The 22148-nt window shown below is 36.8% G+C and carries 23 protein-coding genes, 1 tRNA gene and 1 pseudogene; 7 read left to right on the top strand and 18 right to left on the bottom strand.

Translation table 11 applies throughout. The features are described from left to right. Positions 1 to 38: 38 nt before the first annotated feature. Genes upp through ACYT32_RS04655 form a run of 5 tightly spaced genes read right to left on the bottom strand, consistent with a single transcriptional unit; the run spans position 39 to position 4217 of the window. Entirely contained in the window at positions 39 to 668 is a 630-nt protein-coding gene (gene upp / locus ACYT32_RS04675) for a uracil phosphoribosyltransferase (protein ID WP_395264992.1), read from the bottom strand. A gap of 11 nt (positions 669 to 679) precedes the next feature. Next, entirely contained in the window at positions 680 to 1690 is a 1011-nt protein-coding gene (locus ACYT32_RS04670) for an L-threonylcarbamoyladenylate synthase (protein WP_395264993.1), read from the bottom strand. A 2-nt stretch (positions 1691 to 1692) separates the two neighbouring features. Beyond that, the gene (gene prmC, locus ACYT32_RS04665) at positions 1693 to 2574 is read right to left on the bottom strand and encodes a peptide chain release factor N(5)-glutamine methyltransferase (RefSeq protein ID WP_395264994.1); all 882 of its coding nucleotides are present in this window, start codon (positions 2572 to 2574) and stop codon (positions 1693 to 1695) included. Further along, complete coding sequence (gene prfA, locus ACYT32_RS04660) at positions 2519 to 3616, bottom strand: peptide chain release factor 1 (protein WP_395264995.1); 1098 nt, start codon at positions 3614 to 3616, stop codon at positions 2519 to 2521. Before prfA ends, prmC begins: the two co-directional genes overlap by 56 nt. A gap of 19 nt (positions 3617 to 3635) precedes the next feature. After that, positions 3636 to 4217, bottom strand: coding sequence for a thymidine kinase (locus ACYT32_RS04655; protein WP_395264996.1), 582 nt, complete (start codon positions 4215 to 4217; stop codon positions 3636 to 3638). A 152-nt stretch (positions 4218 to 4369) separates the two neighbouring features. Between ACYT32_RS04655 and ACYT32_RS04650 the strand changes: the two genes are divergently transcribed. Continuing rightward, the gene (locus ACYT32_RS04650) at positions 4370 to 5707 is read left to right on the top strand and encodes a MurT ligase domain-containing protein (protein WP_395264997.1); all 1338 of its coding nucleotides are present in this window, start codon (positions 4370 to 4372) and stop codon (positions 5705 to 5707) included. Positions 5708 to 5773: 66 nt separating this feature from the next. Here the strand turns inward: ACYT32_RS04650 and ACYT32_RS04645 are convergent, their stop codons facing one another. The 3 genes from ACYT32_RS04645 to ACYT32_RS04635 form a co-directional block, all read right to left on the bottom strand. Beyond that, positions 5774 to 6742: a serine hydrolase domain-containing protein gene (locus ACYT32_RS04645; protein ID WP_395264999.1), complete on the bottom strand. Its 969-nt coding sequence runs from the start codon at positions 6740 to 6742 to the stop codon at positions 5774 to 5776. Between the two features lie 74 nt (positions 6743 to 6816). After that, positions 6817 to 8691, bottom strand: coding sequence for an ABC transporter ATP-binding protein (locus ACYT32_RS04640; RefSeq protein WP_395265000.1), 1875 nt, complete (start codon positions 8689 to 8691; stop codon positions 6817 to 6819). Next, on the bottom strand, positions 8691 to 10412 hold the full coding sequence (locus ACYT32_RS04635) for an ABC transporter ATP-binding protein (RefSeq protein WP_395265001.1): 1722 nt from the start codon (positions 10410 to 10412) through the stop codon (positions 8691 to 8693). Before ACYT32_RS04635 ends, ACYT32_RS04640 begins: the two co-directional genes overlap by 1 nt. Before the next feature lie 96 nt (positions 10413 to 10508). On the opposite strand from ACYT32_RS04635, the gene ACYT32_RS04630 reads away from it, so the two are divergent. Together ACYT32_RS04630 and ACYT32_RS04625 are read left to right on the top strand one after the other, a co-directional pair. After that, complete coding sequence (locus tag ACYT32_RS04630; protein WP_395265002.1) at positions 10509 to 11207, top strand: CPBP family intramembrane glutamic endopeptidase; 699 nt, start codon at positions 10509 to 10511, stop codon at positions 11205 to 11207. Beyond that, a complete protein-coding gene (locus tag ACYT32_RS04625; protein ID WP_395265003.1) occupies positions 11204 to 11422 on the top strand; it encodes a hypothetical protein in 219 nt (72 codons plus the stop codon). Before ACYT32_RS04630 ends, ACYT32_RS04625 begins: the two co-directional genes overlap by 4 nt. 123 nt (positions 11423 to 11545) lie before the next feature. Here ACYT32_RS04625 and ACYT32_RS04620 read toward each other — a convergent pair. From ACYT32_RS04620 to ACYT32_RS04575, 10 genes are all read right to left on the bottom strand, one after another. After that, positions 11546 to 11618: transfer RNA gene (locus tag ACYT32_RS04620), tRNA-Glu, on the bottom strand. A 278-nt stretch (positions 11619 to 11896) separates the two neighbouring features. After that, complete coding sequence (locus ACYT32_RS04615) at positions 11897 to 13585, bottom strand: glycoside hydrolase family 13 protein (protein ID WP_395265047.1); 1689 nt, start codon at positions 13583 to 13585, stop codon at positions 11897 to 11899. Continuing rightward, positions 13578 to 13994 (bottom strand): PTS sugar transporter subunit IIA, encoded by a 417-nt coding sequence (locus ACYT32_RS04610; RefSeq protein ID WP_395265004.1) that lies wholly within the window; start codon positions 13992 to 13994, stop codon positions 13578 to 13580. Before ACYT32_RS04610 ends, ACYT32_RS04615 begins: the two co-directional genes overlap by 8 nt. Positions 13995 to 14004: 10 nt before the next feature. Next, positions 14005 to 14817 (bottom strand): PTS system mannose/fructose/sorbose family transporter subunit IID, encoded by an 813-nt coding sequence (locus ACYT32_RS04605; protein WP_395265048.1) that lies wholly within the window; start codon positions 14815 to 14817, stop codon positions 14005 to 14007. Further along, positions 14810 to 15607, bottom strand: coding sequence for a PTS mannose/fructose/sorbose/N-acetylgalactosamine transporter subunit IIC (locus ACYT32_RS04600; RefSeq protein ID WP_395265006.1), 798 nt, complete (start codon positions 15605 to 15607; stop codon positions 14810 to 14812). Before ACYT32_RS04600 ends, ACYT32_RS04605 begins: the two co-directional genes overlap by 8 nt. A 14-nt stretch (positions 15608 to 15621) precedes the next feature. Then, a complete protein-coding gene (locus ACYT32_RS04595) occupies positions 15622 to 16089 on the bottom strand; it encodes a PTS sugar transporter subunit IIB (RefSeq protein WP_395265007.1) in 468 nt (155 codons plus the stop codon). Between the two features lie 57 nt (positions 16090 to 16146). After that, positions 16147 to 17154 (bottom strand): LacI family DNA-binding transcriptional regulator, encoded by a 1008-nt coding sequence (locus ACYT32_RS04590; protein WP_395265008.1) that lies wholly within the window; start codon positions 17152 to 17154, stop codon positions 16147 to 16149. Between the two features lie 319 nt (positions 17155 to 17473). After that, positions 17474 to 17659: a CsbD family protein gene (locus ACYT32_RS04585; RefSeq protein WP_395265009.1), complete on the bottom strand. Its 186-nt coding sequence runs from the start codon at positions 17657 to 17659 to the stop codon at positions 17474 to 17476. Positions 17660 to 17684: 25 nt separating this feature from the next. Continuing rightward, positions 17685 to 17822, bottom strand: a complete 138-nt coding sequence (locus ACYT32_RS04580; RefSeq protein ID WP_395265010.1) for a hypothetical protein — start codon at positions 17820 to 17822, stop codon at positions 17685 to 17687. A 13-nt stretch (positions 17823 to 17835) separates the two neighbouring features. Further along, complete coding sequence (locus ACYT32_RS04575; RefSeq protein WP_395265011.1) at positions 17836 to 18081, bottom strand: GlsB/YeaQ/YmgE family stress response membrane protein; 246 nt, start codon at positions 18079 to 18081, stop codon at positions 17836 to 17838. A 223-nt stretch (positions 18082 to 18304) separates the two neighbouring features. On the opposite strand from ACYT32_RS04575, the gene ACYT32_RS04570 reads away from it, so the two are divergent. The 4 genes and pseudogenes from ACYT32_RS04570 to ACYT32_RS04555 all read left to right on the top strand — a co-directional run bounded on the left by ACYT32_RS04570 (position 18305) and on the right by ACYT32_RS04555 (position 22059). After that, complete coding sequence (locus tag ACYT32_RS04570; protein ID WP_395265012.1) at positions 18305 to 19588, top strand: replication-associated recombination protein A; 1284 nt, start codon at positions 18305 to 18307, stop codon at positions 19586 to 19588. Positions 19589 to 19663: 75 nt separating this feature from the next. Continuing rightward, positions 19664 to 20402 (top strand): annotated as a pseudogene (nfsA, locus tag ACYT32_RS04565) (oxygen-insensitive NADPH nitroreductase). 171 nt (positions 20403 to 20573) lie between these two features. Continuing rightward, positions 20574 to 21389 carry a helix-turn-helix domain-containing protein gene (locus ACYT32_RS04560; RefSeq protein ID WP_395265013.1) on the top strand — a complete coding sequence of 272 codons (816 nt, stop codon included), beginning with the start codon at positions 20574 to 20576 and terminating at the stop codon, positions 21387 to 21389. A gap of 43 nt (positions 21390 to 21432) precedes the next feature. Next, the gene (locus ACYT32_RS04555; RefSeq protein WP_395265014.1) at positions 21433 to 22059 is read left to right on the top strand and encodes an NUDIX hydrolase N-terminal domain-containing protein; all 627 of its coding nucleotides are present in this window, start codon (positions 21433 to 21435) and stop codon (positions 22057 to 22059) included. The last annotated feature ends 89 nt before the right edge of the window (positions 22060 to 22148 follow it).

The following is a 22148-nucleotide window of genomic DNA, read 5'->3' as shown; positions in this document are numbered from 1 at the left end:
AATAACACTAAATTTTATATATTCAAACAATGAAATGTTTATTTTGTCCCAAATAATCTGTCGCCAGCGTCGCCTAAACCTGGGAAAATATATCCACTGTCGGTAATCTTTTCATCAAGCGAAGCAGCGTAGATATCAACGTCTGGATGTGCTTCTTGAACAGCCTTTACACCTTCAGGAGCAGCCACTAAAACTACCAAACGCATGTGTTTGGCGCCACGTTTCTTCAAAGCTTCGATCGCCATATTGGCTGAACCACCAGTAGCAAGCATTGGATCAACGATAAATAGTTCACGTTGGTCGATGTCGCTAGGCAATTTAACGAAGTATTCATGTGGCTTCAAAGTCTTTTCATCACGATACATACCGATATGACCAACCTTAGCAGCAGGAATCAATTCAAGAACACCGTCAACCATACCAAGACCAGCACGGAGAATTGGAATGACAGCCAATTTCTTACCTGCTAATACCTTTTGAGTAGACTTACCCATTGGTGTCTCAACTTCCACATCCTTCAAAGGCAAATCACGGGTAATTTCGTAGACCATCAATTCACCAATTTCGTTGGCAACTTCACGGAATACCTTAGTACCTGTGTGCTTGTTACGGATAATTGTAAGTTTGTGTTGGATCAATGGATGGTTTAATACTGTAAATTTAGACATTTTAAATCTCCTTAGTTTTTATAATGTGCATTTCCTGCTGATTTATTCAAACGATTGCTATAGGCAGCTCCATGGCCTTCATCAGGGAAACCTTGCGCCAAAATATATTGAACGTGGTCATTATCTAATTGACGCAGACCCGCAAATAATTGCCGTGAGGCACTGATAACATCATCACCCAATGAGAAAGTTTCAATGTCGTCAGGTACCTGACTCAAAACTTCATCAGTGGCTAGAACTGCCATGGGAACACCCTTAGCACTGTATTCAGCAATCGCTGCCCCAAAGTCATTTTCGTCATTGACGATGACCACCTGAGCGTTGGGAGCATAGTGTTTGTATTTCATACCTGGTGCCTTTGGAACTTCGGTGGCGGTCACTTTATGATGATCAGAATTAACGTTATCGATCACTTTCAATAAGTCATCTGAATCGATCATCCCCGGGCGGAGAATAGTTGGAATATCAACTGATAAGTCGATTACCGTTGATTCAACTCCTAGCTTCGTTGGTCCATCATCTAAAATCGCCGCAATCTTTCCATGCAAGTCATGATAAACGTGTTTTGCTAGGGTTGGACTAGGTTTACCACTGGTATTAGCAGATGGCCCAACGATTGGCTTACCAAATGTTTTAATTAAATTCAAGGTAGCTTGGTTGTTAGGCATTCTAAAAGCTGCAGTTGACAATCCACCTGTCACTTCTTTAGAAAGCTTCCCCGGTTGAATTGGCATAATGATCGTCAATGGACCAGGCCAAAATGCTTTCATCAACTTTTCAGCCAATGGACGATAACTGGTATCGGCGTATTCCCACACCATCTCCGGTCCGGAAACGTGCACGATCAACGGATTATCGCTTGGGCGTCCCTTAGCAGCATAGACATCTTTGACAATATCTGGTCTGGTGGCGTCAGCACCTAAGCCGTAGACAGTTTCAGTTGGAAAGGCAACTAATTGCCCTTTGGCTAAAAAATCTGCCGCTGCTTGAATCTGTGTACTCTCTAGTATCTCAGTATCCAATACTACATCTCCTTTTTAGCTTTTAGATATCGATAATTTCCACTCATATCTTTATGAAATTCTACAACATAATCAGGCAAATTATCACGAAAAATCTGATTTATTGCATTTTTTTGTCGAAAACCAAACTCCATATACAAAATTCCATCATCGGCTAAATATTTTGGTATTTTTTGCGTGATAGCTTCATAAAATTCCAAGCCGTTATCTTGACCATATAAAGCTAAATCAGGCTCATATTTGATAACGCTAGTATCCATATCAACTTTTTCTGATTCAGCAATGTATGGTGGATTAGAAACTATGACATCGAATTTTTGTTCAGGAATATCTGCAAATAAGTCGCTTTGTTTAAAAAAGACATTGTTAGTTTGGTAATTATCGGCATTGAGCTGAGCAACTCGGAGTGCCGATTCAGAAATATCGGTTGCTAAAATCTCATCGTCAGGAAACTCCAACGCGAGACTGATAGCGATTATTCCTGAACCTGTCCCGATATCGCAAATTGATTCTACTTGACTCGAGTGCTCGTCGATAATTTTTTGGACCATTTCCTCGGTGTCTTGTCTAGGAATCAAAACGTGCTCGTTAACTGTAAAATTACGATTCATAAAATAAGCGTAACCTAAAATGTATTGAACTGGTTCATCCAACAATAATCTGCTTAGACCATCACGAAATTTACGTTTGACATCACTAGGCAATTCATCATTTCGATGCAATTGTAATTGCGTATAGTTAAAGCCTGTCAATTCTTCCATTAAGTACTGTGCGTCTTCCGGAAACTTATCATGGCTCTTTAACATAGAAAAAGCCCTTTTCAGGGCATTAGAATAACTTAGCTTCTCCACTTTGAATCTGCTCCAACTTCTTGGTTTGGTCATCAACGATCAAGGCATCAATGATTTCTTCCAATTCACCATTCATAATTCGATCAAGTTTATTCAAAGACAAACCAATTCTGTGATCAGTCACACGATTTTGAGGATAATTGTAAGTTCTAATTCGTTCTGAACGGTCACCTGTACCAACAGCAGACTTACGTTGCTCATCATACTCGCTTTGATTTTGTGATTCATAATAATCATAAACACGTGACTTCAAAATTTGCATCGCTTTTTGACGGTTTTGTTGTTGTGAACGTTGATCTTGCATGGCAACAACAATACCAGTAGGCAAATGGGTCATTCTAACAGCTGATGAGGTCTTATTGATATGTTGTCCACCGGCACCAGATGAACGATAAACGTCAGTTCTAATGTCTTTTGGATCGATATCAATATCAACTTCATCATATTCGGGCATAACAGCTACTGTGGCAGTTGAAGTATGCACACGACCCTGTGATTCGGTTGCGGGGATACGTTGAACACGATGTGCCCCATTTTCGTATTTGAGTTTTGAATAAACATTAGTACCAGTAATCATCACGGCCACGTCTTTGTAGCCTCCGACTTCGGTATCAGTTTCATCAATTATGTCAAAATTCCAGCCTTGCTTTTCAGCATATTTGCTGTACATACTCAATAGATCTGCGGCGAACAGACTGGCTTCATCTCCACCAGCAGCTCCACGGATTTCCATAATGATATTTTTGTCATCATTAGGATCTTTAGGCAACATCAAAAGTGTAATCTGATGTTCAACATCATCAAGTTCTTTTTTCGAACTCTCCATTTCGTCTTTAGCCATAGCCTGCATTTCAGCATCATCAGTTTCACGTAAAATCTCATCACTATCGCTAATACTTTGTTTTAACTCTTTGTAACGCTTAAAAGCAGCTACGACATCACGCATATCAGCTTCTTCTTTTGAATAAGCCATATATCGCTTCGTATCATTAATAACTTCAGGGTCACTCATTAACTCTTGAAGTTCTTGATATCTTTCAAGCAGTGTTTCTAGTTGTTCAAATATTTTATCCAACTTAACTATCCTTTCTTAATTAATCTTTTTGAAGCATTGGAGGATGGTTATAATGTCGACGGCAAACTGGATAATACATTTCGTTTCCACCAATTGCGACTTGTTCACCCTCAAAAACCGGCTTACCATCAAGCATGCGCATATTCATTGTAGCTTTTTTGGTACAGAACCAACAAATAGTTTTCATTTCTTCTAACTTATCAGCATACAATAGTAAATACTTTGAGCCCTCAAATAATTCATTGCGGAAATCATTCTTTAAACCAAAGGCCATCACAGGAATTCCTAAGTCATCGACGACTTGTGTTGCTTGAATCACTTGCTCTTTAGTCATGAATTCACATTCATCAATTAACACGCATGATGCATTAGGATTCTCTGATTTGACAATGTCAAAAACGTTTGAATCATCTTTTAAAGCAATAGCTGCACGGTCTAACCCCATACGACTGACAATTTTTCCAGCTCCTGATCGAGTATCCACAATACTGGTCATCAGAATAACTGACTTACCTTGTTCCTCATAATTATGTGCCACTTTCAAAATCTCAACTGATTTTCCACTGTTCATAGCACCGTATTTAAAAAATAATTGAGCCAAATTTACGCCTCCAAAATTATGTCCTACAAGATTATAACGAAAAAACGTCTCCTTGAACATATTAAACATTTTTCATTTTCAAACAAAAATGGCTAAAATGGTTGGTAGGTGTGATAATATTATTTTAATTAATTTAATTTGGGGTTTTGGTAATGACATTCAAATCAGGAATAGCAACACTTACAGGAAAGACATCTTATTTCATTTTGAGTAAGTTTTTCAACGGTGGTTCTTCATATCCCGGAAAAATTGCTTACAAAATTGATCCAGATATTTTAAAGAGCCTGGGCAAAGATTACGACTTGATCGTCGTTACAGGTACAAATGGTAAAACATTGACGACATCTTTGATCAACAAAATGTTGATTCAGAAATTTGACGACGTATTAACTAATCCAATGGGATCGAACATGATTCAAGGTATCGTCACAAGTTTTGTCACTCATCACAAGAAAAGTAAACGTCCACTTGCCGTTTTGGAAGTTGACGAAGCTAACGTTCCCATTATTTGTAGCTACATTAAACCAAAGTACTTCGTTTTGACCAACATCTTTCGTGACCAAATGGACCGTTACGGTGAGATCTATACTACCTATCAAAAGATTCTCGATGGTATCAAATTAGCGCCTGAAGCAACGATCATTGCAAATGGCGACGCTGCTATCTTCTCATCTAAGAAATTGCCTAACAAGGTCGTTTACTACGGCTTTTCTGATAAAGGCCATGAAAATGAAGATTTCAAAGTACCAACTAACACTGATGGCGTCCTTTGTCCTCAATGCAACCACATCATGCACTATCATATGATTTCTTATGCAAACTTGGGCAGCTACTTCTGTCCTAACTGTGGCTTCAAGCGCAATGAGTTGAAGTATCAAGTTACTGATATTTCAACCCTACTACCTAATAAAACGGAATTTTCGATCGACGGTCATAAGTTTACAATGAATATTGGGGGAAAATACAACGTTTACAATGCCTTAGCTGCTTATGCTATTGCTTCTGAAATGGGTATCAGCATTGAACAGATGCAAAAGGCCTTCGCTTACGATGAAAAAGTCTTCGGTCGTCAAGAGACAATCGATGTCGATGGCAAAGATGTTAATATCATTTTGGTCAAAAATCCTGTCGGTCTAAATCAAGTTATTGAAACGGTCCTGAGTGATAAAGATCCTTATACTTTAGCCTTTCTTTTGAACGCCAACTATGCTGATGGTATCGATACGAGCTGGATCTGGGACGCTAATTTTGAAGATTTTGACTACGATAAATTACCTTTAGTTATTACTGGTGGTAAACGAGTTAAAGATGTCACCTATCGCTTTAAGATTGCTGGTCTCGATATGAAGAAGAATATCGAAACGGTTGAAATTGAGGACTTCGTTAAAGAAATCCCTAAGATTCCAACTAAAAAACTCTATGTCTTAGCAACATACACTGCCATGCTAGGATTACGTAAAGCTTTAAAAGATAAAAACTATCTCAAATAATAATAACCTCTGAATTCGCATATTATATGCCGACTCAGAGGTTATTTTTGATTACGATAAAATTATTTAATTACTTTCTTGCAAAAAAGTATTCAAAATTGTCTCCCGACGCTTTAAGAATAATTGATTATTCTGTATCGGATGAACTCGATTAGTCATGACGACCATGGCGTTTTGATGTTGAAAGTCAACGGCAATAAATTCACCAGTATAGCCTGTATGGAACAAAACATGACCAAAACCATCAGGTTTAACGTCCCAGCCCAAGGATCGACCAGGATTTAAAGATGTGAAATTATGGTACAAAAACTGCTTGTCCGGCAACAGCATATCTTTAGCAAACTGCAAAACATCATCTAAGTTAGCAAACATTCCTGCCGAACCACAATCTTTTCCAAGTTGGCGTGCTTTAGGGTCATTGGCGATTCCCTGCAACATTTGCCCGTTCACTTCATAAGTTGGTAGACAAAGATCTGGATCTGGATCAAAAGTTGCACTCGTCAAACCTTCTGGTTCCATGACATATTTCATAATCGTCTTTTGCACTGGTATTTGATAAAACTTTTCAATAATAAATCCTAAAAAGATCAAGCCGGTGTCAGTGTATACCACTTTTGTATTAAAAGTATCAGTTACTGGTAACTTCAATAATGCACTGATCAACTCATCATGGCTCAAAGAATCTCGATTAGGGATATAGCCATGAATTCCGGAAGTATGTGTCAACAAATGAAAGATTTCAACTCGCTTGTCACCAAATTCTGGTAAATACTTGTTGACTGGGTCGTGCAAAGTTATCTTTTTTTCGGCGAGCATCTTCACTATCAAAGGAACAGTCCCCATCACCTTAGTTAAAGACGCCAGATCGTACAATTCATCACCTTTAAGCGGTAAAATTTCTGGGACCCATGATTTATTACCATAGATGAATTTTTGGCTCTGATGTGAATTAATGAAGCCAAAACTGGCTCCTGGAACAATTCGTCTATTCACAAGATCAATAATCTGTGCTTTCGTCTCTTCAAATTTTGCCATACTAGCCCACCTTCATAAATTTCAAAAAAAGAACGTGCCAACAGCGACACGCTCTCATTATATAGCTATTAATTTTACAATGCGACATTTCCAGCAAATTGAGAATTGTAGAGATCGGCATAAAAACCATTCTTGGCCATCAATTCTTCGTGATTACCAGTTTCAACAATTGAACCATGGTTCATCACGATAATCTTGTCAGCATTTTGAATAGTTGAAAGTCGATGAGCAACAACGAAACTGGTCCGATTCTTCAGGAGTCGTTCCATCGCATGTTGAATATGCAATTCAGTTCTAGTATCGACTGAAGAAGTAGCTTCATCCAAAATCAAAATTTCAGGGTCAGCCACAAACGCACGCGCAATTGTGATCAACTGTCTTTGACCTTGAGAAATATTTGAAGCCTCTTCGTTCAAGACGGTATCGTACCCATCTGGTAATTGACGAACAAAGTTATCCACATGAGCTGCTTTAGCTGCTTCAATGATCTCATCTTTAGTGGCGTCTTCACGACTATACTTCAAGTTGTCGTAAATTGAACCTGTAAAGAGCCAAGTATCTTGAAGCACCATTGCGTAATGACTTCTGACATCCTCACGAGTCATGTTACGGATATCTTTGCCACCAATTTTGATCGAACCACCATCTACATCGTAGAAACGTTCTAGTAAGTTGATAATGGTTGTCTTACCGGCACCAGTAGGTCCAACGATAGCCACCATCTCACCCGGCTTGACATTGAGATTATAGTCCTCAAGCAATGTAGGACGACCTTCATAACCAAATTTAACGTGATCTAAGGTTACTTTGTCATCAGTCTGGACATCAGGAACATCGACCGACTCATCTTCCATTTCTGGTTCATCAATGATTTCAAAGATACGTTCGGCAGAAGCCACTGTAGCTTGAATGGTATTAGTCAAGTTTGCTAGTTGGGCGATAGGTTGCGAAAATTGATTCATATACTGCAAGAAGGCTTGAATATCACCTAAAGCAATTCGACCATTGGCAACTTGAATACCACCATACATAGCAACGAAAACGTAACCTAAGTTATTAACGAAAGTCATCAATGGCATTACGATACCAGAGATTAGCTGAGCTTTCCAAGAAGCCTTGTAAAGTTTGGCATTCTCTTGTTCGAACTCATCGATCGACTCTTGTGCATGGTTAAAACTTTTAACGATTACATGTCCAGCATAATTCTCTTCAACTTGGTTATTCAACAAACCAAGTGAGGCTTGTTGACGCTTGAAGAATTTTTGTGATTGTGGTGCGATAAGTCCAACAACAATCAAACTCAAGGGCACCGTAGCCAAGGCAATCAGCGTCATTTTCCAACTGATGGTAAACATCATCCAAATAACACCGATGAAAGTGACCGTACTAGTAACAAACTGCGTTAAACTCTGTTGCAAAGTTCCGGCAATATTATCCATATCGTTGATCGCACGGGACATAATATCACCATTTGAATGTGAATCATAATAACTGATTGGTAAACGACGCATCTTAGATTTCAAATCGCTTCTTAGTTTGTAAACGGTTCTTTGAGAAATTCTCGTCATCATGAACTGTTGTACAAAACTAAAAGCAGCCGAAGCAAGATACATCAAGATTACGATCATAATTATTTGTTCGATCTTATTAAAGTTGATGGGCAGGCCATTGATCTTCATACCCGCTTTTTGTTGGGCCAGACCAGTCATCAAACCTTTATAGATCTCTGTTGTTGCTTCACCTAAAATTTTAGGAGTTTCAATTTGGAAAACTGCTGAAGCAATCGCTAGTGCTAGAACTGCGATTAAACCGATGACATAACTCGACATATAACGAGCAAGACGTATAGTAGTTCCCCAGAAGTTTTTGGGTTTCACCACAATTGCAGGTCCACGATTACCAGGACCATGTCCAACTGAAGGTGAAGATTGAGGTTTTTTATCAGCCATTACTTAACCTCCTTGATCTGTGACTCAATAATTTCTTGATAGGTCTTATTATTTTCTTTCAATTCTTGATGAGTACCCAAACCGACCATCTTACCTTCATCCAAGACGACGATTTGATCAGCATCAGCTACAGTTGAAATACGTTGTCCAACAATTACGATGACTGACTTGTTGATTCTTTCATCATTCTTCAAGGCTGTCCGTAAATTCAAATCAGTCTTGAAATCAAGTGCAGAGAAGGAATCGTCAAAGACATAGATTGAAGCATCTTTAACTAAAGCACGAGCAATAGCTAAACGTTGCTTTTGACCACCTGAGAAGTTATCACCAGCTTGTTCAACTTCGCCATCTAATTGACCATCTAAATCTCTGACGAAATCAGCTGCTTGGGCAATATCTAAAGCATGCCAGATCTCTTCATCAGTGGCATCTTCTTTACCATAGGCCATGTTGTCACGAATCGTACCTTTGAACAAAAAGGCTTGTTGTGGCACCATTGAAACTCGGCTATTGATATCATCAGTACTCAAAGCCTTAACATCAGTACCATTGACACTGACAACACCAGTTTCGGCATCATAGAATCTTGGAATTAAGTTGATCAAAGAACTCTTACCAGAACCAGTTCCACCAATGATTGCTAGTGTCTGTCCTTGAGTTACCTTGAAATTCAAATTAGACAAGGCCAAGTTTTCAGCGCCTTGATATCTGAAGTTCACATCATTAAAACTCAATGAAGCTTCATCGCCAACTTTAGCTGGTTTAGCCACGACATCAATTTTACTTTCAGTTTCAAAAACCTCTTGAATACGAGCTGCTGAAGCTGAAGCACGAGGAACGAAAACAAAGACCATTGATAGGATCATAAAACTCATCAAGATCTGCATAGCATAAGTCATAAAGGCAATCATATTACCAATTTCCATAGATTGGTTAGCAATATAATGTGCACCTAACCACGTGATTCCAACGTTAGTACCACTCATAACCAAAGTTACGACTGGGAACATGATCGCAACGATCGTGAAAACTTTGACCGCATTGTTAGTGTAGTCAGCGTTAGCATCTTTGAAACGATCTTGTTCAAATTGATCCTGACGGAAAGCCCGGATAACACGAACACCAGTCAATCCTTCACGAAAGACCAAGTTCAAACGATCAGTTTTCTTTTGCATAGCTTTAAATAGCGGCACGGCAAAATACATAACCAATCCAACAACAATGATCAAAATAGGGATTGAAATCAAGAAGATCTGTGTCATTTCAGTGTTCTTCTGATATGCCATAAAACTAGCACCAATCAACATAATTGGAGCCATGATCATCATTCTTAACATCATGATCATAACGTTTTGGATTTGCACAACATCATTGGTAGTTCTAGTTGTTAATGATGAAGTTTCAAATTTATCGAATTCATCATGAGTAAAGTTTAATATCTTGTTGAATAAGTCAGAACGAAGCTTTTGACCTAAACCTTGTGAAGCTTGTGAAGCCATCAAAACATTTCCAAAGGCGGCGACAACCGTAATAAGTGAGACAATAATCATCTTTATCCCAGCATTTACGATATAATTAGTATCACCAGTGATAACACCTTTGTTAACAATGTCAGATGTAATATTGGGGATATATAATGTTGCAACTACTTGGAAAATCATGAAAATGACTGCACCAAGAACTTGCCAACGATTAATCCTACCTCGAGCAATCTTGAACATTTATTCACTCCCTTTAAAACTCAATATAGCATTATAGTATTAAAGCACTAATCGCAAAAAAATTCTAATAATTCTGTTCGAAAAGGCGGTATTTCTATGAATAATCAAAAAAATACTTATCAACCTATAAAAGCCATATCTCATATTATAGCCTTTTTGGGACTGTTTTTGCTGGAACAATTACCACTAAGTTTCTTGATTTTAGACAAAAAAGATCTCGGTAAAAATTACTCCATCTATGAAAAACTTGCTCCAGTTGCTACTATTATATGTCTAATCATCTCTGCAGCCATAATTATTTATACTTTTAAAAGGGTCAATAAGTTCCCAAATTACAAATTCACCAAGAAAACTTGGACAATAATTTTGGTGGGAACACTGTTAACCGCGCTGATTAATTTAGCTACGGTACCATTTATTCACGGCAAAATTGACAATGTGGACGCTTTGAATCAAGTCGCAGGAAAAAGTATTATTATTTTACTAATTTTTTCTATTCTTGTAGCACCAATTTTGGAAGAAATTATTTTTCGGGGGATATTCATGAATTGGTTCTTCGTTAAACAACCGCTGATAGCAGTAATTGCCAGTGGCTTGGTTTTTGGCTACGTTCATGCGCCATTCAATGCCCAGACAAATTGGTTATATGCCCTCTCAAAAATTCTTCTTGGAATAGTTTTGGCTGGCGTTTATTACCGCACTAAAAATATCAAGGCAAATATTACAGTCCATTTTCTCAATAATTTATTGGCCATCCTTAGTGGCCTTGTTATGTCAGGAGTAATTTTATTTTGAAAAATAATAATCAAAAAAAATTCAATGAAATATATCAAGATTTGCTAAGACGAGTCGTGATGTTTGGTGTCTTAGCAATGCTTCTGATTGCCAGCGCCCGAGTAACTGGTTGGATTATTATGGAATATGCTGGTTTCGCTAGTGCGATATATACGATTGTTTTAATTGGAATGATGATTTACGTGCTGATTATTAAGGAAAAAGATAAGAAATGAAGTCGTTAATTATATTTTGTGATTTTTGGAAATGACTTTGCTTTCAGTTTGGTTACAAAAAAGCCGTAAACTCAACGTTTACGGCTTTTTTATAAAGTAATTGTGTTGGATATTAGTACAAAATCACCCGTATGGGAATCGAACCCATAACTCCACCTTGAGAGGGTGGCGTCTTAAACCATTTGACCAACGGGCAAATTTAACAACATCCATAATTTTAACTGTAAAACATGGTTTCTGTCAATATCAATATTGATTTTATTTTCTAGAATTTTTATTACACGCATAATCAATAAAAATATCTACCAATTCTTCAAAATAACATACACAAATACAACCCGAATCTTAAAACTATTCTGAACCTCTGTTCTGAACCTCTTTAAGATAATGAAACTCAAAAATTCATTGTCCTTTTCCTAACACAATATTCAATCAGAGTAGTAAACACCATTAATATCTTAGTTACTTCTCAATCTAATTATTGTATAAACATACAACTGTTCCATATGGAGATAAATTAATCTCTGAACGGGTAATCTCATTATCAAAGTTACTGATAATTAGATTACCTTTTTTAAATTGTAAATCATCAGGTAATCTAACTACTTGTTTCTTATTCGTAAAGTTACCTGTCACTAGTAGCGTCTGTTTATCCGTTTTTCGCAGATAAGTATAAGTATCTTCATTTTCCTTATCTAACAGAATATATTTTCCAGTAGTTATAATTGATAACTCATGTCTTAACTTAATTAACTTTTGATAGTAATAAAACACGGAATTCTGATCTAAAAGCGTTTCTTTAACATTTATCTCTTTATAGTTTGGATTTACTTTTATCCACGGTGTTTGATCGGAGAAACCCGCATTTTTCTCTTTTGACCAAGGCATTGGCGTTCTGGCATTATCACGAGATTTTAAATAAATAGACTTCATCGTATAGTCTTCGCTGAACTTTTTATTATTTATAAAGTCGTTATAAATATTCTTTGTTTCAATATCCTGATAATCTGTGATAGCATTGAACCTTGCATTTGTCATACCAAGTTCCTCACCTTGATAAATAAAAGGAGTTCCTTGTTGCATATGCAAAATCGTACCCAACATTTTAGCAGATTGCTCGCGCCATTTAGTATCATCGGCACCAAATCTAGTGACAGGACGTGCTTGATCATGATTACTCCAGTACAAACTGTTCCAACCATCATTTTGAGACATACCATCTTGCCATCTTGTGAAAACCTTTTTTAATTCGGATAATTTAAAACGTTTTGTTGAAAATTTACCATTTTCATCATAGTCTAAGTGCATATGATCAAAATGAAACACCATATTAAGTTCATGGCGCTTAGCATCTGTATACTTCACAGCCTCATTTATATTTGTATGAGGTGTTTCTCCAACCGTCACAATATCATATTTACGTAAAACTTTTTGATTCATCTCTTGGATATACTTATGAATCTTTGGACCATTCGCAGCACCTTTGTAATAACTTCCATACTCTTTATTTTGAATTACTGGTCCATTTGGATAGGATGGATCTTTTGATAATAGACTAATAACATCCATTCTAAAACCGTCAACACCTTTATCTAACCAAAAGCGCATGATGTCATATACTTCTTGACGAACCTTAGGATTTTCCCAATTTAAGTCAGGTTGTTGTTTGGCAAACAAATGCAAATAATATTGTCCTAATTTATCAACATACTCCCAAGTTGATCCACCAAAAGATGAGCCCCAATTATTAGGCAGCTTCTTGCCATCGCCGTTCTTCCAAATATAATAATCATGATATGGATTATTTTTGCTAGTTTTTGCTGATTTAAACCATGGATGCTGATCCGATGTATGATTTACAACTAAATCTAAAATTATTCTCATATGTCGTTTGTGAGACTCATCCAATAAATTTTTAAAATCAGCCATTGTTCCAAATTTTTCGTAAATTTCCCGATAGTTACTAATATCATAACCATTATCAACTTGAGGAGATTTATAAATTGGATTTAACCAAATAATATCTACTCCCAATTTTTTTAAGTAATCTAACTTTTCAGTTATTCCCGGAATATCACCAACCCCGTCGTTATTACTGTCATTGAAACTTTTTGGATAAACTTGATAAACGATACTTTTACGCCACCACTCTATATTATTCATCGTCATCATCAACATCCACCTTCATTTCATTGACATAAACAATGGCTTTCTTAGCTTCCTCAACAATTTCATTCATTCTCTCAGAAGTAATTTCGTGATCTTGCGGTTCCAATGCGACTGCTAGAGCCAATGGTAAGTTCATTCCGCTAATAATGTGTGTATGTGGGCGATTGCGATAATTAAAGAATTGTTGATTAACACTACCAGATAACATATCGGTTAAAATGACTACCTCAGTTTCATTAGGAATACTATCCATAACTGACCTAACTTGTTTATCAACTGGTTGATTATCCATATAAGCTGAAAGATCTGTTACATCGGCTATTCCATTAGAAATAAAATTAAGTGTGTCCGCTAAACCCGCGGCTAATTTGTGGTGTGATGCTAAAATTATTTTACGTTTCATTTTTACTCCCCTATGCCTTAAAAATTCCAAAGAATGTGCCAACTAACGAAATAGCAATAACAAGAAGAATTATTCTAGTTGGCGTCCATTTCTTATTACCCAATAACTTGTAAATCAGTAAAGTTAATAATGCAGGTAAAAGTGCTGGCATAATTTTGTCAAAAACACCTGTTTGCAAATTCAATTTAACTTTTCCAAATTGGAAAATTACGGGCATTGAGATTTTAACTACTGTTGCGACCAAAGCACCAACGACACTTAATCCAACAATCGACGCAGACTCAGTGAATATATTTAATCGCTCACCTAAAGATGTAATTAATTTAGTACCAGAGGTAAAACCAACATCGAACATTTTTAATTTGACAAACCAGAAAATTATATTGGCAATCAGCCATACAATAGCACCTAAAGGATTTCCTTGTAACGCCATATATCCAGAAATCGAGCCCATAATTATTGGCCACAAAACCCAAACTAAGGTATCCCCAACTCCGGCTAATGGACCCATTAAACTAGTCTTAAGTGATTGAACCGCATCTTTAGCACCAATTCCATCACGCTCTTCCATTGCAAGAGATGCACCTAGTATAAGTGATGACATCACGGTTGTTGAATTATAGTAATTAAAATGATTCTCAAGAGCCATTTGATACTCATCATCATCAGGATATATTTTTCTCAATGCTGGTGCTAAGGCCCAAGCAACTGCTGGTCCCATTTGTGACTCGTAATTAAAAATATTACATGCCATAAAATTATAACGGACTGCGGCATGACGACGATCCTTTTTTGTCAATTGAACTTTCTTTTCATCACTCATCATAATCGTCTCCTTCATCTTCAGTTTCATCTGCCGTTACAGCTGATGCTGTGACTTTCTTTGACTCACTGATGAAGTACCAATATGCGGCAGCAAAACCAATCAAAGCTACTCCTAAAACACCAACTTTTAAATAAGCTGCTAATACAAATCCAACAATAATATAACTGAGAAATTTTCTTACTGGCATATATCTTAATAACATACCAACACCAACGACTGGCAACATACCACCTGCGACTGTTAAACCATCAGTAACCCAAGATGGAACAACATTCAAAATAAATTTAACTACATCTGGGCCAAAGAAAACGATCAGAATTGCAGGAAGTCCAGTTTGTAAACTGAACAGTGCTGGTCCCCACCATGCTTCACGTTGCATCTTTTTAAAATCATGATTTTTGACATCAGTTAACATTCTATGTGCCAGAAAGTTTACAATAATTCTAGCAACTACCTCTAACTGAATGGCTAACAAACCTACTGGTAATCCAACAGCTATTGCAGATTTGATACCCGTACCGGTTCTAACAGCAACAAAAATACCAACAATTGTCGCCAAACCATAATTTGGTGCAGAAGCACCACCTAAAGCTGCAACACCTAACATCATTAATTGAAAAGTACCAGCAATAGTTAGAGCTGTCGTTAAATCACCCATGATAATCCCAGTAATTGTTCCAACAATAACTGGGAACCAGGACATGATAACTAATCCATTTTGATCAATGGTCATATATGCCGCTAAAATAATAATTAGTATATCTTGAATAAGATTTATTCCTGACATAATTCGTATCTCCTCTATGCGTTAAATGTTTCCTCATTGTCTGTAGGAACATATTGAATAACTAATGGAATTCCCTCAGATTGAATATTTTTTAAGTCCTGACGCTCTTTATCATCTAAAGCCACAAATTTTGAAACTGGTGTACGTCCGTTTTCATTAAAGATAATTCCTAAATCGACCTTTGGTATTTTAACTCCACCGTCAATTAACTTAATTAAAGTTTCTGGTTCTTTTACTAAAACAAAAACTCGTTGTGAATCGTACTTCCCAGCATTAAAATTAGTGATAGCTTTTTGAGTATCAATAATTGACATACCTGTACCAGTTGGTTTTGACATTCTCATACTTGCTTTAATGGATTCATTAGTGCTTAATTCATCATCCACAACCATAAAACGTTTAACATGTAATGATTGAGCCCACTGATTAACAATCAATCCATGAATCAATCTTTGATCTATTCTTGCTAATACTACTGTCATAATTAAATCCTCCATTTTTTGGTATCGATACCAAATTTCATTTTTAAAAAAGAGCTTCTATATAGATGCCCTTTTGACAATTTTTAATTTAAGTACTTTTGGCTTCTCAACCACATCCCCTGACATCAACTCCAGCATGGCCATAGCTGATCTAATCCCCATCTCATTGACAGGTTGTTTAATAGTCGTCAGTGGAATACTTAAGTTAGCTGAAACGGGTTGATCATCAACCCCAAGTACTCCTAAATCGTTTGGAATCTTTATTTGTCGTTCTTGTGCTTGTTGAATTATTCCCATTGCTACTTCATCACTACCCGCAATTATTACATCAGGCCGATTTTTTAAAAGCATTATTTCATTTAAAATTTTTTTTCCATCTTCTGCCGTATGAGCACCTGTAAACAGCCAATCATAGTTGAAACCTGTTCCATGTTCATTTAATGAATCCTGAAATCCTGCAAAACGGTCAGAATCAAAATTTTCACCTCTTTTCATAATTGTTATAGCTTTTCGACCAGTCGCATAAGCTATATTTTGATATCCATTTTCAAACAAAAAATTAGTAGCCTGATAAAATCCGGAGTATTGATCTGCTTTTATTGTGGGCACTTTTATATTTTCTTTAAAGTATTCATTAACTAGAACAATTTTTCCATATTTTAAATAATCTTCTATAACAGACCAAGGATTTTCGATTGAACAAAGAATCACTCCATCAACCTGCTGATTCTTCAATAGATTTAAAGCCGTAATTTCCTCTTCAGGTCTACTGAATGTCTGTACGATCAATGTACTATAACCTGCTTCATCTAACTTCTGTTCAATTGCATCCACTAGGTACGAAAAAAAAGGATTAACAATTCTTGGAATTGTAACAGCCATGGTATTTGTTTTCGAACCACGTAATTGGCGAGCTGCGGGAAGTGGTACATATCCGAGTTCTTGCATTGCTGACTCAACTAAACTTCTTTTTCTTTCGGATACGTGAGGACTATTATTAATCACTCTTGACACAGTTGAAACTGACAATCCTGCCAACTTTGCCACATCTGATATTGTTGTCAAAAAGCTCCCCCCTTTTTATTGAAATCGTTTCCATATGCATATAATATTAGCTTCTTACTTGTTTGTCAAACATTTTTTGATATCGTTACCATAATTTTTTAACTATTCTCAATATCTTGAATTTCTACCTCCATTCTTTAATCATTAATATTAAACAAATTTAGAATTGGGTTAATGAATGAATAAAAATACTTGGTAATTATCTCAAAACAAAAAACGCTCAACATGATAATTCTGAACGCAAAGAAGCATCAAAATCACCATAATGATTTTGATGCTCCTTTTAGACGAAGTTTTTATTTTAAACAAACCCGAAATATTATTCTTCAGTTTTGTTATTTATCTTTCCAGCAACTTTATCCAACATATCGTCAGCTTTTTCCTTAGCTTGTCCGACCTTTTCTTGGACCTTGCCTTTCAGTTCTTTCTTTTCATTACCAGTTGCCTTACCAACTGTCTCATTTGTTTTACCTTTGATCATGTCTTTTTTACTTTCAATACTCATTTTGAATTCTCCTTTAAAATATATTTTAATGAATCTTTTTTTGTAACTTATCGCCTACGTTATCAATACCTTTAGCGGCGACAACGGTCCCTCCAATTAATACGCCACCAACGATCAACGTACTAACGGCCATAAACTTAAAAACATTCTTTAATACATCCATGGGATTATCCTCCTCAAGTACTCTTTTTTAAGAAAAATGATGCAATCAATACTAAAATTATCGCACCGACTAAAGATGGAATGATTGCCATTCCTGCAAGTTGTGGACCCCATGATCCTAGTATTCCTTCACCAATGAAAGATCCCACAATACCGGCAATTATATTAGCAATCCACCCCATCGATGCTCCTCGATTAGTAATTGCTCCAGCAAGGGCACCAATGATGGCACCGACGATAAGAACCCATAACCAATGCATATAATCACTCCTTTTTTTTAGTAATAATAGCGTAATATATTGCGAAAACTTTAACAAATTATAAGCACACGAATAAAGTCTACTAATATGATTTTAAAAAAATATTATGTGTTAGAATAATCACCACTTTTAAACAAGATACAGCCTTAAATAGGCCATACTTTCAGTGGTTGTATTACAATTTACTTGATACAATTGCTCAAATTACGAAGGGAGAACTATCTTGGCATTTAAAACACCATTAGCCGACCAGATGCGGCCCCAAAAATTAGCACAAATGGTCGGTCAACAAGAACTGTTAAAAGAAGGTCAACCACTCCGTCAAATAATCGATCAGCACATCAACATCCCATTAATTCTCTGGGGGCCTCCTGGGACTGGTAAGACTACTCTAGCCAAAATTATCGCCACCCAAAATAATTATCCGTTTGCTTCCTTTAATGCGTCGATTGACAATAAAGCCAAATTGGTTCAACAGATCGAACAGTATCCTGATGATTCATTCGTATTGCTGATTGATGAAATTCATCGTATGACAAAAACTTTGCAAGACTTTCTCTTGCCACATTTGGAGAACGGCCATGTAATGTTGATTGGTTCGACGACTGAGAACCCAATTATGTCAATTGTGCCCGCAATTCGTTCTCGCTGTCAGATTTTTGAATTTAAGCCCCTTAGCGACAAAGATATTTTGATCATGCTACAGCGTGCTGGAAAGGATGTTTATCAACTCGACGACCAGCACCTTGAAAGTGACGCCTTAAATTTAATTGCTATTTCAGCAGATGGCGACTTGAGGGTTGCCTTGAATATGTTAGAAACAATTCATGCCATTAATCCGAATGAAATCACCGTCGCTGATGTAAAAAACTTTGCCCAACAACAACACTTTAGTTACGATAAAAAGGCTACTAAGCATTACGATTATCTTTCGGCTTATTCCGATTCTATGGCTGGTTCAGATACTGATGCCGCCCTCTATTATTTGGCTGTCCTCTTGAAAAATAATGATTTACCCTCAGTAGTTAGAAGATTGCGTGAAATTCCGTACACTTATATCGGTTTAGCCAATCCCGAACAAGCGACCCAAATTGTGATAGCAGCTAATCAAGCGGAGAAAGTCGGTATGCCCAAAGCTAAATATCCCTTGATGTTTGCGACTATGTTTATGTGTATTTCTCCTAAGTCAGGTGCCTTCGATGAAATTTGGGAGAAGGTTGATCAAGATAGCGAGCATCCTAATGAGCATCCGATGCCTAAAGGTTTACGAGATATGCACTACAAGCATTCTGAAGAAATAACTGGTGGTGGGCTTATCCAATCACCTTTCACTGCACCTCATCAAATTGCGTCTCAAAACTATATGCCTCAAGGACTTGAAAATCGCCGCTATTACTATCCCAAAGATAATGTCAATGAGAGAAAACTAGGTGAACAATACCTGAAACTACATCGTCTGATTTATCAAAAAGATTATCCAGATGAACAATCTGAAAAACATCACTAAGAGTTTAAAAGCAATCCCATTAGTAACAAGTGTTATCATACTAAGATATGTAAAAATATGGGAAGAGGTTTTAAAATGAATCCAACTATCGAAAAAATGCTTCAACACGTTTCGGTCCGTGACTTTACCGACCAACCCGTGACAGTTGAGGAGAAAAATGCTTTATTAACAGCTGCTCAGCATGGTTCATCTTCTGAATATATCGAGGCTTTTTCTATCATCGAAATTACGGATCAAAATTTACGTAACAAATTGGCTGACATTACTATCAGTTCCCCTCACGTCAGAAAAGCTGATACTTTCTATGTCTTTATTGCCGATCTACACCGTCAAGCAACGATTTTACGAGCACACCATCAAAGTGTCGACAGTTTAAAGAACATGGAGTCTTTACTAGTCGCCACGATTGATACTACGATTGCTGCTCAAAGTATGGCTTTGGCTGCTGAATCAATGGACCTTGGAATTTGTTATATCGGAAGTCTTCGCAACAATATCAAACAAGTAGCACAACTTTTGCAGTTGCCTGACTTTACAATTCCTTTATTTGGAATGGCAATCGGTCATCCCCAAACCAAAAATCAATTGAAGCCTCGTATGAAAAAAAATAATCAAGTTGCAACTAATTCTTATAATGAGACTCAATTCACAGATTTAACTGAATTTGATCAAACAGTAAAAGACTATTATTTAGAACGCAAGACAAATCCCGCCACAACTACTTGGTCTGAAAAAAAGTCTCGGCATTTTTAAAGATATTCGTCGCGCTGATGTGGCGGACTTTTTGAGGGAACAAGGTTTCTCATTAAACTAATAAAAAGGTGAAACAACATTCATAAAAAATATGTTGTCTCGCCTTTTTTAATTTTCTTTACACAATTGATACAAACCTTTACATTAATTGAACAAAAAATACACACTACTTTCTTATCATTAATTTATAGCAATTAATAAATTATTTCACTGATAAGTAGGTGCAGAAAATATGGATAATTTAGGTGATATTTTAAAAGAGACCCGGCAACAACGTCAACTTTCTCAACTGGAAACATCTGAAGATATTTGTTCGCAATCCACGCTCTCCGAAATTGAACACAATAAATACATCCCCAATACCAAACTATTGATCAATCTCTGTGAAAGACTTTCAATTGCATTCGATGATTTAACCTTAGCTTCTAATTTCAAAATAAGTAAGGAGAAATACTTCAACCAAAAAGTAAATTACTTCTATAAAAAACACGACTTTCGACAATTACAATCATTTCTAAACCGCCCCACGGTGACGGAAACGGTCAAAACCGGCAAACAAACTCAGGCCTATTATTTCTATCTTGCCTTATGTTCTTTAAAGCTCGAACGTAAATTCGATACTCCCAAAGAGTTCTTAAAATTATCTTTGGCCAGTGCTAGTCACAGTCGTAAGCAAACAACTTTAACCAGATTGGGAAATATTGCTCTAGCTTACGTTTATGCTCAACAAGGTTTCAAAACTTTTGCTTTATACCAGATTCATCTAGCTTTTGATGATCTACTGTCAGTTGAATACGAAGAAAATCTCAACCTAATTTTGTATGTCGCTGCCCTATCATATTTTCAACTTTCTAAATTCGATTTGGCCTTACAAACGATTCAGCAAGGGATAAACTTCATCCGTCAACACGATTCACACTTCATGTTGCTGAATTCACTTTATCTGATGGCTAACATTGAGGAAGATATTCATCGCCACAACCCTCAGTTAACTATTAGTAGTTATGCCGATTTCGTACACCGCTTAACTTTTGAAAACGCCAATTGATGAAAGCGTTCTAATGTTATAATCCCAATAAGGGGTGGTAACGATGGATGAAACAGAATTATTGTTAGAGCAATTGCAGGCGATTGCTCAAAGTGGCAAACACTATGGAAAAGACGTCTTTGACTTGGAAAGATATCAGCAACTAGAAACAGTGGCTAAAAAACTGACGGCTAGACTAGTTAAAAATTCCACGCCCAAAGCTTTGGACATATATTTTGATGCTGACACTGGCTATGTAACTCCTAAAGTCGATATTCGAGCTTGTACTTTCAAAGACGACAAAATCCTGCTGGTTAGAGAAAAAAGCAGTGGCCAGTGGTCGATTCCCGGTGGTTGGGGCGATATTGGCTACTCGGCTTCAGAAATCGCTGTTAAGGAAACTTTTGAGGAAGCCGGTATCAAAGTCGAACCACTCAAATTAATCTCCATTAAAGATATGCAAAAAAATCATTATCCAAAGAAAAATCTCAATTATATTTACAAACTCTTCTTTGAGTGTGCTCCTAAAGAAGCTGATATTCACAGTGGCGTCGAAACATCTGATGTCCGATACTTCACACTAGACCAGGCATTAAAATTGGACTTATCTTTAGCCCGAAATATGCCAGATGATTTTCACCGTGCTTTTGAGTGTCACCACCAAAAACAATGGACAACTTATTTCGATTAAAAAGGGCCCCTCTGATTCCGCAGATAGAATCAGAGGGGCTCTTCGTTTAATAATTGAAAACCGATCTTTTTAATACAGCTTTCTTCAGG

The organism is Companilactobacillus sp. FL22-3 (genome assembly GCF_054881455.1).
This window is presented reverse-complemented; position numbering and strand designations above follow the sequence as displayed.